The sequence below is a fragment of the Pseudomonas sp. IT-P260 genome, from assembly GCF_949768395.1.
Lineage (GTDB): Bacteria > Pseudomonadota > Gammaproteobacteria > Pseudomonadales > Pseudomonadaceae > Aquipseudomonas > Aquipseudomonas parakoreensis.
The window spans coordinates 353,447-367,738 of the sequence record NZ_CATKPO010000039.1 but is presented as its reverse complement, the minus strand read 5'-3'; the positions used below and the strand labels follow the sequence as shown (position 1 = coordinate 367,738).

The window sequence follows — 14,292 nt, the reverse complement described above, 5'->3', positions numbered from 1 at the left end:
TTTCTCACAAGGCTAGATCCTCAGGTGTGAATGTCATCTTGAATGAACGATACGGAGCGAAATCGCTCGGCTTCATTCCCTGCATTTCCGTCAAACGTCCAATATTTTTGACCGCCGCGACCGCCGAAGCATCGAACGGACCGTCGCCACTGGATTTGGCCACGCTGACCGAAGTCACCGTACCGTCCGGCAACATGCCGATTTGCAGCACGACCGTCATGCCTTTGCGTGCCGAAGGAGGACGAGCCCAGCCTTCCGCTGCCCGCGCACGAATCAGGTCATCGAAACTGCCCGCGACTTCGTCACCCTGCTCATCGGCCAAGGCCTGCTGACGCTGTGGCGTATCGGAAAGCAAATCTGCCAGGGCCTGAGCCTTTTTCTCTTCGGCGGATTTACGTGCCGCTTCCTGCGATTTCTTCTTCGCAGCATCGGCAGCAGCTTTCTTCTTCGCTTCGTCGGCGACTTTCTTCTTCGCCTCTTCAGCTTCAGCTTTTTTCTTGGCGTCTTCGGCGGCTTTCTTCTTCGCGTCTTCGACGATCTTCTTCTTGGCTTCTTCAGCGGCCGCTTTCTTGGCCTCTTCTTCAGCCGCCTTCTTGGCTTCTTCTTCGGCTTTCTTCTTGGCTATATCAGCCAATTGTTTCTCTTCTGCCTTCTTGGCCTCGGCTTTTTTCGCATCGTCGGCTTTCTTGGCTTCATCAGCCCTTTTCGCCTCGTCCGCTTTCTTCGCCTCGTCGGCCTTCTTGGCTTCCTCGGCCTTTTGAGCCGCTTCTTCTTTCTTTTGTTCCGCAGCCTTCACCGCTTCCTGCTCGACCTTTTTCTGCTCCATCTGCTCGACTTCGGTCTGGCGCGCGGCGGATTTCTTCGCCTCACCCGCAATCTTCTGATTGGTCTGGGTGGTTGCCTGACTTTTCGATTTCAGCTGGTACAGGGTCGCCTGGACAATCGGCTTGGCCGGCGGCAACTCGGGTGTGAAGGCGAAACTGACGAACAGCATGCCGAACACCAGCACGTGCAGGACAATCGCCAGAACACTGGGCCAGAAGTAGCTTTCCGAGGCGGACGGCTCTCGCTGTTGCTGCATCAGGGGGCCTCGGTAATCAAACCAACATTACCGACCCCGGCTTTCTGCAACCCGCCCATGGCACCCATGACGGCGCCGTAGTCGACCGACTTGTCGCCACGGATAAAGACCTGGGTACGCTTGCCGCCTTCGGTGCCGGCGCGAATGATCTTGGTCACTGCGTCAGTCATCTGTGGCAACGTCATTGCCCTGTCCTGCTGCTTTTCAGTATCGACTTCGCTGCCAAGGTTCCAGTAGTAGGTCTTGTCAGCCTTGATCGAAATGGTCAGCACCTGAGTGTTGTTGTCCTGCGGCAAGGCTTCGCTGGAAACCTTGGGCAGATCCACTTTCACGCCCTGATTGAGCATCGGCGCGGTCACCATGAAGATAACCAGCAGCACCAGCATCACGTCGATGTATGGCACCACGTTCATCTCGGCGACCGGCTTGCGCTTGTTTCGGGCTCGAGCGATTAAAGCCATCGGGAAATACCTGCTTATTCTTCGCTGGTGTGCACTTTGCGGTGCAGGATCGCCTGGAACTCATCGGCGAAGGTGTAGTAGCGGCTCAGCAAGGTTTCGCTGCGGGCAGAGAAACGGTTGTAAGCGATAACGGCCGGGATCGCGGCGAACAGGCCGATCGCGGTGGCGATCAGGGCTTCGGCGATACCCGGGGCCACGGTGGCCAGGGTCGCCTGCTGGGCGCTGGCCAGACCACGGAAGGAGTTCATGATGCCCCACACGGTACCGAACAGACCGATGTACGGGCTGACCGAACCCACGGTGGCGAGAAACGGCAGGCTCTGCTCCAGCTTCTCTTCCTCACGGGAGATCGCGACGCGCATGGCCCGCGCCACACCTTCCATCACGGCCTCAGGATCGACGCCAGGCTGCTGACGCAGACGGGAGAATTCCTTGAAGCCGGCACGGAAGATCTGCTCCACGCCGGAATCCGGATCCGGGTTGCTGCCGGCCTGACGGTACAGCTTGGACAGGTCGATACCCGACCAGAAGCGCTCTTCAAAGCTCTCCAGGGCGCGTCGACCGGCGCGCAGCAGATTGCTGCGCTGAAAGATCATGATCCATGAGGTCACCGATGCGGCCACCAGGGTCAACATTACCAACTGCACCACGATGCTGGCATTGCTGACCAGGCTCCACATGGAGGAATGGTCGACGACGTTAGCTTCCACGCTTTATCTCCTGCTTTGAGTGTGTACCCGTGCCGCCCGCGTCGGCAAAGGCCGCACGCAAGGATTCGGGCATGGCCCGGGGTTTCAAACTGTCGGTGCGCACGCAGGCCACCAGAAACTGCCCTTCACAGAGCAGCACATTATCCGTGGCCCGCCTGACCTGCTGTTTGAAGCGCAGGCTGGCACGGTTCAATTCGATTACATCAGCGCTTACCAGCAGTTCGTCGTCCAGTCGCGCCGGCGCGTGGTAGCGCGCTTCGCTGGAATGCACGACAAACAACAGGTCCTCTCCGGCCAGTTCCGACTGGGCAAAGCCCAGCGTCCGGAGCCGCTCGGTTCGAGCCCGTTCCATAAACTTGAGGTAATTAACGTAATACACGATGCCGCCCGCATCGGTGTCCTCGTAATAAACGCGACAACGATGTGCGAACGGCTCAAGCCCGTTTTGCGCGCGCATACTCTAGTGCTTACTCCTCGGGTTGCCAATCCGGCCAGGCAACTGTTTTTTCAGTGTTTAAGGCTTTACCGCAAAAGTACCGTCCTGTGACAGTACAAACGCTGAATAAATCGCCAAAAAATGTGTATCAATCGTCCACGGCATCGAGAAACTCGTCTGCCACGGGCATTTCACCCATTCGTGACGGAATGTTTAAACCGAAATGCAGGTACGCATGCCGTGTCACCACCCTGCCCCGTGGCGTACGCATGATGTAGCCCTGTTGAATCAGGTACGGCTCCAGCACATCTTCGATGGTGTGGCGCTCTTCGCTGATAGCCGCCGCGAGGCTGTCGATGCCCACCGGGCCGCCATCGAACTTCTCGATCATGGTCAGCAGCAAGCGCCGGTCCTGGTGATCGAAGCCGTGTTCGTCGACGTCCAGCAGGTTCAACGCCAGATCGGCTACCGACTTGGTGATATGGCCCTTGGCCCGCACTTCGGCGAAATCGCGTACCCGCCGCAGCAGACGGTTGGCGATCCGCGGCGTACCGCGGGCACGACGAGCAATTTCAAAAGAGCCCTCCGGATCCAGCGGCAGTCCGAGAATAGACGCCGAACGACTGACAATCGTCGCCAGATCCGCCGTGCTGTAGAACTCAAGACGCTGGACGATACCGAAGCGGTCACGCAACGGATTGGTCAGCATGCCGGCACGGGTTGTGGCGCCCACGAGAGTGAACGGTGGCAGATCCAGCTTGATCGAGCGTGCCGCCGGCCCTTCACCGATCATGATGTCGAGCTGGAAGTCCTCCATCGCCGGGTACAGCACTTCTTCAACGATGGGTGACAGGCGATGGATTTCGTCGATGAACAACACGTCGTGCGGTTCAAGATTGGTCAGCAGAGCCGCCAGATCGCCCGGACGTTCAAGTACCGGACCGGACGTGCTCTTGATCGACACGCCCATTTCCTCGGCGATGATGTTGGCCAGCGTGGTTTTGCCCAGACCCGGCGGGCCGAAGATCAGCGTGTGGTCGAGGGACTCGCTACGGCCACGCGCCGCCTGGATGAACAGTTCCATCTGCTCGCGCACGGTCGGCTGGCCAATATAGTCGGCCAGACTGACCGGGCGAATGGCCCGATCCTGGACTTCTTCGCGCTCGCGCGGACTGTGCGCGGCGGCGATCAGACGATCAGCTTCAATCACTTAAATCATTCCCTTCAGGGCGCGGCGGATCAGGTCTTCACTGCTCAAATTCTTGTCCTTGATGGCGGTAATCGCCTTGCTCGCTTCCTGCGGCTTGTAACCCAGGGAAATCAGCGCACTGACGGCATCGTTCTCGGCAGTGTTGACCGGCGCCGGGCCGTCCGGCTGGTTCGGCACCAGAGCGAACATGGCTGGTGAGGTTTCCCAGGCCTTGAAACGATCCTTGAGTTCGACCAACAGGCGCTCAGCGGTTTTCTTGCCAACACCGGGCACCTTGGTCAGCGCCGAGGTGTCCTGCGATTGCACGCAGCGGATCAGCTCATCGACTTCCAGACTCGACATCAGCGCCAGGGCCAGTTTCGGCCCGACACCATTGAGACGGATCAGCTCACGAAAAAAGTCTCGCTCACGCTTGCCGGCGAAACCATAGAGTAACTGCGCGTCTTCGCGTACGACCAAATGGGTGTGCAGCGTCAGCGGTTCACCGACCGACGGCAGACGATAAAGGGTGGTCATGGGCACTTCCAGCTCATACCCGAGGCCGTTTACATCCAGAATCAGGTGCGGCGGCTGTTTCTCAGCCAGGGTGCCGCGCAAGCGTCCAATCACGTTTCAGATCCTTGAGCGTTGGCCAGCCGTGGGCTGGCGACAGATGGAAGGCGGGAATCGGGCCGACGACCCAGGCGCGAAATCCGCATTCCGCAAAAATGATTGCTGATGCTATCAGAGACGCAGGCGCCCGCCACGACTGCGTGCGGTTCCCAAACCATGCGGCAGCAGGCTGGAACGGGTATGCGCGTGACAAATGGCAATGGCCAGGGCATCCGAGGCATCGATCTGCGGCTTGCTGGTCAGCTTGAGCATGTGCATGACCATCATCTGCACCTGTTCTTTATTGGCCGCGCCGGTGCCGACCACGGCTTGCTTGACCTGGGTGGCGGTGTACTCGGCAATCTCCAGGCACTCTTCAGCGCCAGCCACAATGGCGGCGCCGCGAGCCTGCCCGAGCTTGAGGGCGGAATCGGCGTTTTTCGCCATGAACACTTTTTCGATGCCCATGGTCACCGGGCCATAGGTCTGAATGATTTCACGCACGCCGCGATAAACGATTTGCAGCCGCTCATGCAGCTCGCCGGCGCCGGTACGGATGCAGCCCGAGGCCACATAGATGCAGCCGCCGCGTCCGGTATCGCGAACAATCCCGTAACCGGTGATGCGCGAGCCGGGGTCGATACCCAGAATTAATGTCATAACGCCTGCAGAAATTGATGCGAAAGCTGAGGGTACATGTAGGAGCTGCCGAAGGCTGCGATCTTTTGATCTTTTAAAAGCAGAAAGATCGCAGCCTTCGGCAGCTCCTACAGGTGAATTGTAGAGCCATCAAAAACTGCGACCTTTCTATTTTGCGTTAACCGAGCTGAGCGGCCACGTCTTCCGGAATGTCGGCGTTGGAATAGACGTTCTGCACGTCATCCAGATCCTCAAGCATGTCGATCAGCTTGAGCACCTTCTCCGCGCCTTCCAGATCCAGTTCGGCGCTGGTGGTCGGCTGCATGACGATTTCCGCGTCGTCGCCCTTGAACCCCGCCGTTTCCAGCGCGTTGCGCACGGCATAGAAGCTGGTGAACGAGGTGAACACGTCGATCGAGCCGTCTTCATGGCTGACCACGTCGTCGGCATCGGCTTCCAGCGCCGCTTCGGTCAGGGCGTCTTCATCGACGCCCGGGGCGAAGCTGATCTGCCCTTTGCGCTCGAACAGGTACGCGACCGAACCGTCGGTGCCGAGGTTGCCGCCGCATTTGCTGAATGCATGGCGGACGGCTGCAGCGGTACGGTTGCGGTTGTCGGTCATGCATTCGACCATCACCGCCACGCCGCCCGGGCCGTAACCTTCATAGGTCAGCTCTTCAACGTTGTCCGCTTCGGTCGCACCGGCGCCACGCGCCACGGCGCGGTCGATGATGTCGCGGCTCATGTTCGCACCAAGGGCCTTGTCCAGGGCCAGGCGCAAGCGCGGGTTGGAACCCGGATCGCCGCCGCCCTGACGGGCCGCAACGGTCAGTTCACGGATCCACTTGGTGAAGATCTTGCCTCTCTTGGCATCCTGACGTTCTTTGCGGTGCTTGATGTTCGCCCACTTGGAATGACCTGCCATAACTCGCTCCGAATTCTCTTGAAACGTTGCCCGCCCTGCTCACGCAGCGGCCAGCCAACAAAAAATCTCGACCTGCTCTCTATAGAAAGAAAAAAGGCGCATCCGAAGATGCGCCTTCAGGCCCGTCTTACTCAGCCTTTGGCGTTTCGCGCAAACGAATGTGCAGCTCGCGCAGCGCCTTGGCATCCACCACACCCGGCGCTTGCGTCATGACGTCCGCAGCACTCTGGGTTTTCGGGAAGGCGATCACTTCACGGATCGACTGGGCGCCGGTCATCAGCATCACCAGACGGTCCAGACCGAAGGCCAGACCACCGTGCGGCGGCGCACCGTACTTCAACGCGTCGAGCAGGAAGCCGAACTTCTCTTCCTGTTCCGCTTCGTTGATGCCCAGCAGGCGGAACACCGCTTGCTGCATTTCCTTGCGGTGGATACGGATCGAACCGCCGCCCAGCTCGGTGCCGTTCAGTACCATGTCGTAGGCACGGGACAGAGCGCCGGCCGGGTTGGCTTCCAGCTCTTCAGGCGAGCACTTCGGTGCGGTGAACGGGTGGTGCAACGCGGAGAAGCTGCCGTCGTCGTTTTCTTCGAACATCGGGAAGTCGACGACCCACATTGGCGCCCACTTGCAGGTCAGCAGGTCGAGGTCGTGGCCCAGCTTGATACGCAGCGCGCCGAGGGCTTCGCTGACGATCTTGGCCTTGTCGGCGCCGAAGAACACGATGTCGCCGTCAACTGCACCAACGCGATCAAGGATCACGTTGAGGTTGGCTTCAGGGATGTTTTTCACGATCGGCGATTGCAGACCGTCAACACCGGCAGCGCGCTCGTTGACCTTGATGTACGCCAGGCCCTTGGCACCGTAGATGCCGACGAACTTGGTGTAGTCGTCGATCTGCTTGCGCGGCATGCTCGCTCCGCCTGGAACGCGCAGTGCAGCGATACGGCATTTCGGATCGTTGGCCGGGCCGCTGAACACCTTGAATTCGACTTCTTTGAGTTGATCGGCAACGTCGACCAGTTCCAGCGGGTTACGCAGGTCTGGCTTGTCGGAGCCGTAACGACGCATGGCTTCTTCGAAGGTCATGTGCGGGAATTCGCCGAACTCCAGATCCAGCACTTCCTTGAACAGGTTGCGGATCATGCCTTCGGTCAGGCCCATGATGTCTTTTTCGTCAAGGAAGCTGGTCTCGATGTCGATCTGAGTGAACTCAGGCTGACGGTCGGCACGCAGGTCTTCGTCACGGAAGCACTTGGCGATCTGGTAGTAGCGGTCGAAACCGGCAACCATCAGCAGTTGCTTGAACAGCTGAGGCGATTGCGGCAAGGCGAAGAACGAACCGGCGTGCGTACGGCTCGGCACCAGGTAGTCGCGAGCACCTTCCGGGGTCGCGCGGGTCAGGATCGGCGTTTCCACGTCAAGGAAGCCGTTCTCGTCGAGGAAGCGACGGATACTGGTGGTCATGCGCGAACGCAGACGCAGCTTCTCGGCCATTTCCGGACGACGCAGGTCCAGGAAGCGGTAGCGCAGGCGGGTTTCTTCGCCGACATCGGAGTATTCGTTGAGCGGGAACGGCGGGGTTTCCGCTTCGTTCAGCACTTCCAGCTCGTAGCCCAGCACTTCGATCATGCCCGACGCCATGTTGGCGTTGGTTGCCCCGGCCGGACGCAGACGCACCTTGCCGGTGATCTTCACCACGTACTCGCTGCGCACGCGATCGGCGGCGGCGAAGCTTTCGGCGCGATCCGGATCGAACACCACCTGCGCCAGACCATCACGATCACGGATATCGAGGAAAATCACCCCGCCGTGGTCGCGACGACGGTGAACCCATCCGCAAAGGGTAATTTCCTGGCCTTCCAGGCTTTCGTTCAGTTGGCCGCAATAATGGCTGCGCATCATGGTAGTGGTTTCGCTTCTCGTAATTCGAAATTCGGTGGAGATCCCGTCGCACTCAAGCACTGCGGAATCTCACGCGTGTCGTTCGACCTGGGCCTGAACCCTAGTCAGATTTGTCGCCACCGGCCAGATTCTTCTTGGCTCCGGTCTTGAAATCGGTTTCGTACCAACCGCTGCCGCTGAGGCGAAAACCCGGCATGGACAGCTGTTTTTTCAGCTCTGGCGCCTGACAGGCAGGGCAGTCGACCAGCGGTGCCTCGCTGATCTTTTGAATGGCTTCCAACTGATGACCACAGGAAGCACATTGGTAATCGTACATCGGCATGGGGGTGTCTCGGCGATCAGATTGCCACCGCGCGCAGGGCTTTGCGGCGAAAGAGCGGGATTATATCCATTAAATGCGGGCTGTGCAGCCGTAAGACTGCACAGCCCGCCACGTCATTTCAAGTATTGGTCGTTCCGGGCATGACGGCCGCCGGGGTATCCCGCAGACCATTCATCACACACACCACCCGCACCAGACCGCTGAAGTTTTTCACCCCGCCGTGGCGCAGGTGCACTTCACGGTCCACATGTGACAGCAGCGTGCTGACCGAACAGCCGTTGTGCCCGGCCATGTCACCAAGAATGTTCCAGTAAACCTGCTCGAGCCTCAAGCAAGTGGCAAACCCGTTCAAACGCACCGACCTTGCCAGCGGCCGGATCAGCTCAAAATCGAAATCGCTGACAAACGGATCGACCTTCATTTCCCGTTGCGAACCGACATGCTCGCATCGCCTGTCTCCACCTACCATATCGCTGACACTCCTTTGCCATCGGTGCTTTATATAAAGACAACATCCTGTGCCTTCATAAAAACGCAGACGCAAAGTCAGCGCCAGACGACTAGTTGCCCAGCAGCGTAGGATAAGCCGACATGTTCAGTAAGATTTGAAACAGTACGCGGACATCCCCCCGGACATCCGCGCAAAGGCTTGTCAGGTCTCGAGCAACGCGCGCAGCATCCACGCAGTCTTCTCATGCACCTGCATGCGCTGAGTCAGCAGGTCGGCTGTCGGCTCGTCACTGACCTTGTCCAACAGCGGGAAGATCCCGCGAGCGGTACGAGTCACAGCCTCCTGGCCCTCGACCAACTGCTTGATCATGTCCTCGGCGCTTGGCACGCCGACCTCCTCTTTAATGGAGGAGAGTCGCGCGTAAGTCGCGTAGGCACCCGGCGCCGGAAAACCCAGGGCGCGGATACGCTCGGCGATCAGGTCCACCGCCAGCGCCAGCTCGTTGTATTGTTCTTCGAACATCAGATGCAGGGTCCTGAACATGGGACCTGTGACGTTCCAGTGGAAGTTATGGGTTTTCAGATACAGCACATAGGTGTCCGACAACAACCGCGACAGCCCCTCGACGATGGACTTGCGGTCTTCTTCACTGATACCGATATCGATTGCCATGCTTACCCCCTAAGGCGATTGAATTCATCCAACAGGTGCAGACCCACTCTAGCAAGGCAGCCACGACCTCGCAGCCGGCAATTTTCGCTCGCCGTGCGACAAATCGACCGGGCAGGTGCCGCTGGCCGGGGTGATTTGAGTCGCTGCAGGCTTTGCTGTTAAATAGGCAGTGTGTCGCTATGCCCCATTTTTCGGGGCCTCGCGCATAGGCTGATGCCGGGCACGTGTCCAACGCCTCTTTATTGTTTCCGAAGCGAACCGTGCGCCTTCAGCTCTTCCTTGTGAGCCGTCATAACGTGAGCCAATCAAAATGTTGAAAATCGTCCACCTGCTAATGGGCGCAGCGGCCTTGCTGCTGTCGTTCATACCCAGCTTGAAAACCGAAGCCGTTCCTTACCTGCAACAACCCGATGCACTTTACCTGGCCTTTTTCGGCCTGCTGAACCTGGTCATCGCTCCAGTGATTCCTTACTGGAACAAAGGCCCGCGCCAGCATCTGCAAAATCTGGTCAGCGCTCTTCTCGTGCTGACTGTCGTCCTGCAAACCCTGACCCTGATCGCACCGATGCCTGTCATCGCCGGTCAACCGGCCGTGTTGTTCAGTCTGGCAATCGCCCTGGTTGCCGTGGTCCTGCATCTGGCCATCAGCTTCTACAAGTCTTCACCGGCCGCCGCACCGACTACCTATGACATGAGCAACCGCGATACCGGTACCGTCAAGTGGTTCAACACTTCCAAAGGCTTCGGCTTCATCTCCCGGGATTCCGGCGATGATATTTTCGTGCACTTTCGTGCAATCCGTGGCGAAGGCCACCGCGTCCTGGTCGAAGGCCAACGCGTGGAGTTCTCGGTGATGAACCGGGACAAAGGCCTGCAAGCCGAGGACGTGATCGCCGCCCTGCCGCGTCGCTGATTCGAGGCAACAAAAAACCGCGAGCAGCCAGGCTGCTCGCGGTTTTTTTTTATGCCTGCACAATCGTGTTGGCATCAGTAATGCGGCGGTGGCGCTTCTTCCTCGAAAGAATCAAATTGCCCGACCATCTCTTCCTGACGCTTGATCAGAGCCGCCATCTGCAGTTGCAGGCGTTCGATCACGCGCTGCTGCGCCACCAGCTCATCGTTCAATGTCTGAATGGTGTCATCCTGAAAAACCAGGCGGCTTTCCAGATCGGTAACGCGTTCTTCAAGGCTCATGGTTCAACCCTCCAGAAACGTGAAGTGTTCGGTCAGCACCAGACGCAGCCGTTCACGAATGCCCGCCACCTCCTCGGCACTGTAGGGTCTGGCTGGGTGTTTACCCCAGACCGGCGCTGGCCAGGCCGCGTCATCACGCTTGCGCACGATCACATGCATGTGCAACTGACTGACAACGTTGCCCAGCGTCGCGACGTTCAGCTTGTCGGCGTCGAACAGATCCTTCAGCAGCTCGGCCAGCGCCGTGGTCTCCTGCCACAACTGCTGCTGATCGGCGACATCCAACTGAAACAACTCGCTGATATCGTCGCGACGTGGCACCAGGATGAACCACGGGTAATTGGCATCGTTGGACAGCAGCAGCCGGCAGAGCGGGAAGTCACCGATGGTCAGGGTGTCCTGTTGAAGTCGTGAATCTAAAGCAAACACTGCGTGCACTCCCGGCTGATCGACATAATTCAGCTTAGCGGCCGTAAAGACAGGCAACACACCAAGCGACAGGCAGGCAGCATACCTGCGAATCCATCAGGCTTCACGAGCGCCGTGCCCGCCCAGACCATCACAGCCCAGGCAAAGGACATTTGCAGGGACCGCGCACCATTACAGCGCCAGGACAGTGCCTGGACACGGGCAAACACCCGAAATGGGCAGGTTCATTGACAGCAGGCTCGTCACAAGCTGTATGAATCCGGTACAGCCTGTAAATTTTTTGCACCAAAACCGCACAGTGCGTCTACGCTCAGTGCGTCGGGCATCCGCCAAATACTCACTGACGGGGTGAACCGGTAACGTTTTTGGTTGTCATGGCCCCACGCGAACCTGACAACACGATGCAAAGGTATGCGTCAAGCCCCTGATACAAAAGGGCTTGAACCCCCGTTTTTATGCGGTTTTTACAGCGAAAGGCGGGTGTGCAGAAAAATAAACGTGGCAACCCTGCACTTTGTGCACGCTTGTTGCATTGAGACACACATGGTCTATAGCGCACCACGGGAAGTGGCAGCTTGAGACCAAACAAATACGGTGGCAGGGTTGCCCCAATGGAGATTCAAGTGTTTTGCCAGGGACTCTTTTTTACCGATGCAAAAAGGCCCAGAAACAGCGATAAAGTTGTCAGCCCGGCTGCATGGGTAACGTGAATTTGCGACATCAACCCAGCTGTTTGCGACGTCGTCGTAAAGATCATGAAAGGTTGTATGAGCAAGTATCGCCAACATTGTCGGCGTGATATAAGTTTGCGCCGACACAAAAAGAAAGAGCCGCCCAGATAATAAAACAGGTGGGACGGCAGTACTCTTCTAAAACCAAAGGAGCAAATCACGATGCGCGTGATGAAGTGGAGCACAATCGCACTGGCAGTTGCAGCAGCAGCCAGCACTCAGTTGGCTACGGCCGCCCCGTTTGTTAGTGACCAGGCAGAAGCCAAAGGTTTCGTTGAAGATGCAAAACTCACCGAAACGTTGAAGAACTACTACTTCAACCGCGACAACAAGAACGGCGGCCACGACCAGAAAGACTGGACTCAGGGCTTTCTCGGTAACTTCACTTCCGGTTACACCCAAGGCACCGTAGGCGTCGGTATCGATGCATTCGGTTACCTGGCGGTAAAACTGGATGGCGGTGATGGTACTTCCGGCACCGGTAACATGAGCCGTAGCGACACCGTCAAAGCCAACGGTTATGCACACGACGTTAACGACAGCCAAGGCAAAGCCGGCGCAGCCGTTAAATTCCGCATTTCCAAAACCGAGCTGAAATTTGGCGACATGCAGCCAAGCACCGCTCCGGTATTCGCTGTTGGCGGCTCCCGTATCCTTCCGCAAACGGCCACTGGCTTCCAGTTGCAGAGCAGCGAAGTCAAAGACCTTGACCTCGAAGCCGGTCACTTCTACTCGGCCACCAGCCAGGACAAAAACGCTCGTGAAGGCGGCCTTTACGCCACTTACGCGGGTGTTGAAGCCAAAAACATCGACTACTTCGGTGGCAAATACGGCATCACTGACAACCTGACTGCCTCGCTGTACGGCGCCAAGCTGGAAGACATCTGGAACCAGTACTACGCCAACGTGAACCTCACCACCCCATTCGGTGGCGACACTTCGCTGAACACTGACTTCAACATCTACCGCACCACCGACACCGGCAGCGCCAAAGCGGGCGACATCAGCAACACCGCCTTCTCGCTGGCAACCGCCCTGTCGTTCCTGAAGGCACACACCTTCACTCTGGCCTTCCAGAAGGTCAACGGCGACACTCCGTTCGACTACATCGGCGTAGGCAAGAACAACCGTGGTGGCGACTCGATCTTCCTCGCCAACTCCATCCAGTACTCCGACTTCAACGGTGCAGGCGAGAAATCCCTGCAAGCCCGTTACGACCTGAAAATGGCCGAGTACGGCGTTCCTGGCCTGAGCTTCATGGTTCGTTACGTTAAAGGTTGGGATATCGACGGTACCCACACTCCAGCGGGTAGCGCTTACGCCGGCCTGTACGGTGAAGACGGTAAACACCACGAAACCAACTTCGAAGCCAAGTACGTTGTTCAGTCTGGCCCAGCGAAAGACCTGTCCTTCCGCATTCGTCAAGCCTGGCACGTTGCTAACGCTGACGAAGGCGAAGGCGACGTTAAAGAGTTCCGCCTGATCACCGAATACCCACTGAACATCCTGTAATTGTCAGTGGTTAGTTTGGAAGCATAAAAAAAGGCCCATTTTCGGATGGGCCTTTTTTATTGCCTGTCACTTGTCATAAATGCCTGACCAGCAAGTCAGGCATTTAATTAGCAACCTATCATTGCGTTGCTGTTTCCTGAACCACACGAATCACCCGCTGTGGAAACGGAATATCAATACCGGCCGTCTTCAAACGATCACGTGACTGTTCGTTAAACATGAACATCACGTCCCAGTAGTCTGCGGTTTTAACCCACACACGCAGGGAAACAGTGATCGAACTGTCACCCAACGTCGAAATGACCGCTTGTGGCGCAGGGTCCTGCAGAACGCGCTCATCCTTGGCCAGATCCAGCAGCACCTGACGGGCTTTCTGCAGATCCGCTTCGTAATCCACACCCACGTCGAACACCACTTTACGGGTTGGCTGACGGTTGGTGTTGGTGATGATGCCATTCGACAGATTGCCGTTCGGGACGATGATGGTCTTGTTGTCACCGGTCCGCAGCACGGTGTGGAAAATCTGGATGCTGTCGACCGTACCCGCCACGCCTTGCGCTTCGATCCAGTCGCCGATACGGAACGGACGGAACAGCAGAATCAGCACGCCGCCAGCGAAGTTCGCCAGGCTGCCCTGCAACGCCAGACCGATGGCCAGGCCAGCAGCACCGATCGCGGCCACGAACGAGGTGGTTTCCACGCCGATCATCGAGGCGACGCTGACGATCAGCAACACCTTGAGGATGATGTTCGCCAGGCTGCTGATAAAGCCTTGCAGCGCCAGGTCGGCATTGCGCAGGGCCAGCAGACCGCCAAGCTTTTGCGTGACCTTGTTGATCAGCCACCAGCCGATCGCCAGGGTAATCACCGCCAGCAGCACACGGCTGCCGTATTCCATGATCATCGGAATCCACGCCTGGGACGCCTTGACCAGGTTGTCTACCTCAGCATTCAAATCCATCTTCCATCTCCTGATTTCCGGCCATTCGGCACGCGAAAGATAAGCGGCAGAAACCCGCCGGGGT

The 14,292-nt window shown here is 58.0% G+C and carries 17 protein-coding genes; 2 read left to right on the top strand and 15 right to left on the bottom strand.

Annotated features, from left to right (window positions below; genetic code table 11):
- Window positions 1–4: 4 nt before the first annotated feature.
- The 12 genes from tolA to ACM6HV_RS18010 form a co-directional block, all read right to left on the bottom strand.
- Window positions 5–1,081, bottom strand: coding sequence for a cell envelope integrity protein TolA (gene tolA / locus ACM6HV_RS18065; protein ID WP_414904915.1), 1,077 nt, complete (start codon window positions 1,079–1,081; stop codon window positions 5–7).
- Window positions 1,081–1,533 (bottom strand): protein TolR, encoded by a 453-nt coding sequence (gene tolR, locus ACM6HV_RS18060; RefSeq protein ID WP_161794900.1) that lies wholly within the window; start codon window positions 1,531–1,533, stop codon window positions 1,081–1,083. Before tolR ends, tolA begins: the two co-directional genes overlap by 1 nt.
- A 23-nt stretch (window positions 1,534–1,556) precedes the next feature.
- Entirely contained in the window at window positions 1,557–2,252 is a 696-nt protein-coding gene (gene tolQ / locus ACM6HV_RS18055; RefSeq protein ID WP_007912733.1) for a protein TolQ, read from the bottom strand.
- Complete coding sequence (ybgC, locus tag ACM6HV_RS18050) at window positions 2,242–2,709, bottom strand: tol-pal system-associated acyl-CoA thioesterase (protein ID WP_027612533.1); 468 nt, start codon at window positions 2,707–2,709, stop codon at window positions 2,242–2,244. Before ybgC ends, tolQ begins: the two co-directional genes overlap by 11 nt.
- A 127-nt stretch (window positions 2,710–2,836) precedes the next feature.
- On the bottom strand, window positions 2,837–3,898 hold the full coding sequence (gene ruvB, locus ACM6HV_RS18045) for a Holliday junction branch migration DNA helicase RuvB (RefSeq protein WP_041068559.1): 1,062 nt from the start codon (window positions 3,896–3,898) through the stop codon (window positions 2,837–2,839).
- Window positions 3,899–4,507 carry a Holliday junction branch migration protein RuvA gene (gene ruvA, locus ACM6HV_RS18040; RefSeq protein WP_003227522.1) on the bottom strand — a complete coding sequence of 203 codons (609 nt, stop codon included), beginning with the start codon at window positions 4,505–4,507 and terminating at the stop codon, window positions 3,899–3,901.
- 114 nt (window positions 4,508–4,621) lie between these two features.
- Window positions 4,622–5,149, bottom strand: coding sequence for a crossover junction endodeoxyribonuclease RuvC (gene ruvC / locus ACM6HV_RS18035; protein ID WP_007962095.1), 528 nt, complete (start codon window positions 5,147–5,149; stop codon window positions 4,622–4,624).
- Between the two features lie 157 nt (window positions 5,150–5,306).
- A complete protein-coding gene (locus ACM6HV_RS18030; RefSeq protein ID WP_007951208.1) occupies window positions 5,307–6,053 on the bottom strand; it encodes a YebC/PmpR family DNA-binding transcriptional regulator in 747 nt (248 codons plus the stop codon).
- 127 nt (window positions 6,054–6,180) lie between these two features.
- Window positions 6,181–7,956 (bottom strand): aspartate--tRNA ligase, encoded by a 1,776-nt coding sequence (gene aspS, locus ACM6HV_RS18025; RefSeq protein WP_095668473.1) that lies wholly within the window; start codon window positions 7,954–7,956, stop codon window positions 6,181–6,183.
- A gap of 100 nt (window positions 7,957–8,056) precedes the next feature.
- Window positions 8,057–8,278, bottom strand: a complete 222-nt coding sequence (locus tag ACM6HV_RS18020) for an FmdB family zinc ribbon protein (RefSeq protein WP_003227532.1) — start codon at window positions 8,276–8,278, stop codon at window positions 8,057–8,059.
- Between the two features lie 118 nt (window positions 8,279–8,396).
- Window positions 8,397–8,747 carry a ribbon-helix-helix domain-containing protein gene (locus tag ACM6HV_RS18015; RefSeq protein ID WP_145594823.1) on the bottom strand — a complete coding sequence of 117 codons (351 nt, stop codon included), beginning with the start codon at window positions 8,745–8,747 and terminating at the stop codon, window positions 8,397–8,399.
- A 183-nt stretch (window positions 8,748–8,930) separates the two neighbouring features.
- The gene (locus ACM6HV_RS18010; protein ID WP_003227537.1) at window positions 8,931–9,401 is read right to left on the bottom strand and encodes a Dps family protein; all 471 of its coding nucleotides are present in this window, start codon (window positions 9,399–9,401) and stop codon (window positions 8,931–8,933) included.
- Between the two features lie 310 nt (window positions 9,402–9,711).
- Here ACM6HV_RS18010 and ACM6HV_RS18005 point away from each other — a divergent pair, with 310 nt between their 5' ends.
- The gene (locus ACM6HV_RS18005; RefSeq protein WP_414904914.1) at window positions 9,712–10,314 is read left to right on the top strand and encodes a cold shock domain-containing protein membrane protein; all 603 of its coding nucleotides are present in this window, start codon (window positions 9,712–9,714) and stop codon (window positions 10,312–10,314) included.
- Between the two features lie 74 nt (window positions 10,315–10,388).
- Here the strand turns inward: ACM6HV_RS18005 and ACM6HV_RS18000 are convergent, their stop codons facing one another.
- Window positions 10,389–10,595, bottom strand: coding sequence for a SlyX family protein (locus tag ACM6HV_RS18000; RefSeq protein ID WP_095668472.1), 207 nt, complete (start codon window positions 10,593–10,595; stop codon window positions 10,389–10,391).
- Window positions 10,596–10,598: 3 nt separating this feature from the next.
- Window positions 10,599–11,024, bottom strand: a complete 426-nt coding sequence (locus tag ACM6HV_RS17995; RefSeq protein ID WP_145594535.1) for an HIT family protein — start codon at window positions 11,022–11,024, stop codon at window positions 10,599–10,601.
- 893 nt (window positions 11,025–11,917) lie between these two features.
- Here ACM6HV_RS17995 and ACM6HV_RS17990 point away from each other — a divergent pair.
- Window positions 11,918–13,267 (top strand): OprD family porin, encoded by a 1,350-nt coding sequence (locus tag ACM6HV_RS17990; protein ID WP_041068541.1) that lies wholly within the window; start codon window positions 11,918–11,920, stop codon window positions 13,265–13,267.
- 118 nt (window positions 13,268–13,385) lie between these two features.
- Here ACM6HV_RS17990 and ACM6HV_RS17985 read toward each other — a convergent pair whose 3' ends face one another.
- A complete protein-coding gene (locus ACM6HV_RS17985; protein WP_041068538.1) occupies window positions 13,386–14,228 on the bottom strand; it encodes a mechanosensitive ion channel family protein in 843 nt (280 codons plus the stop codon).
- Window positions 14,229–14,292 lie beyond the last annotated feature (64 nt).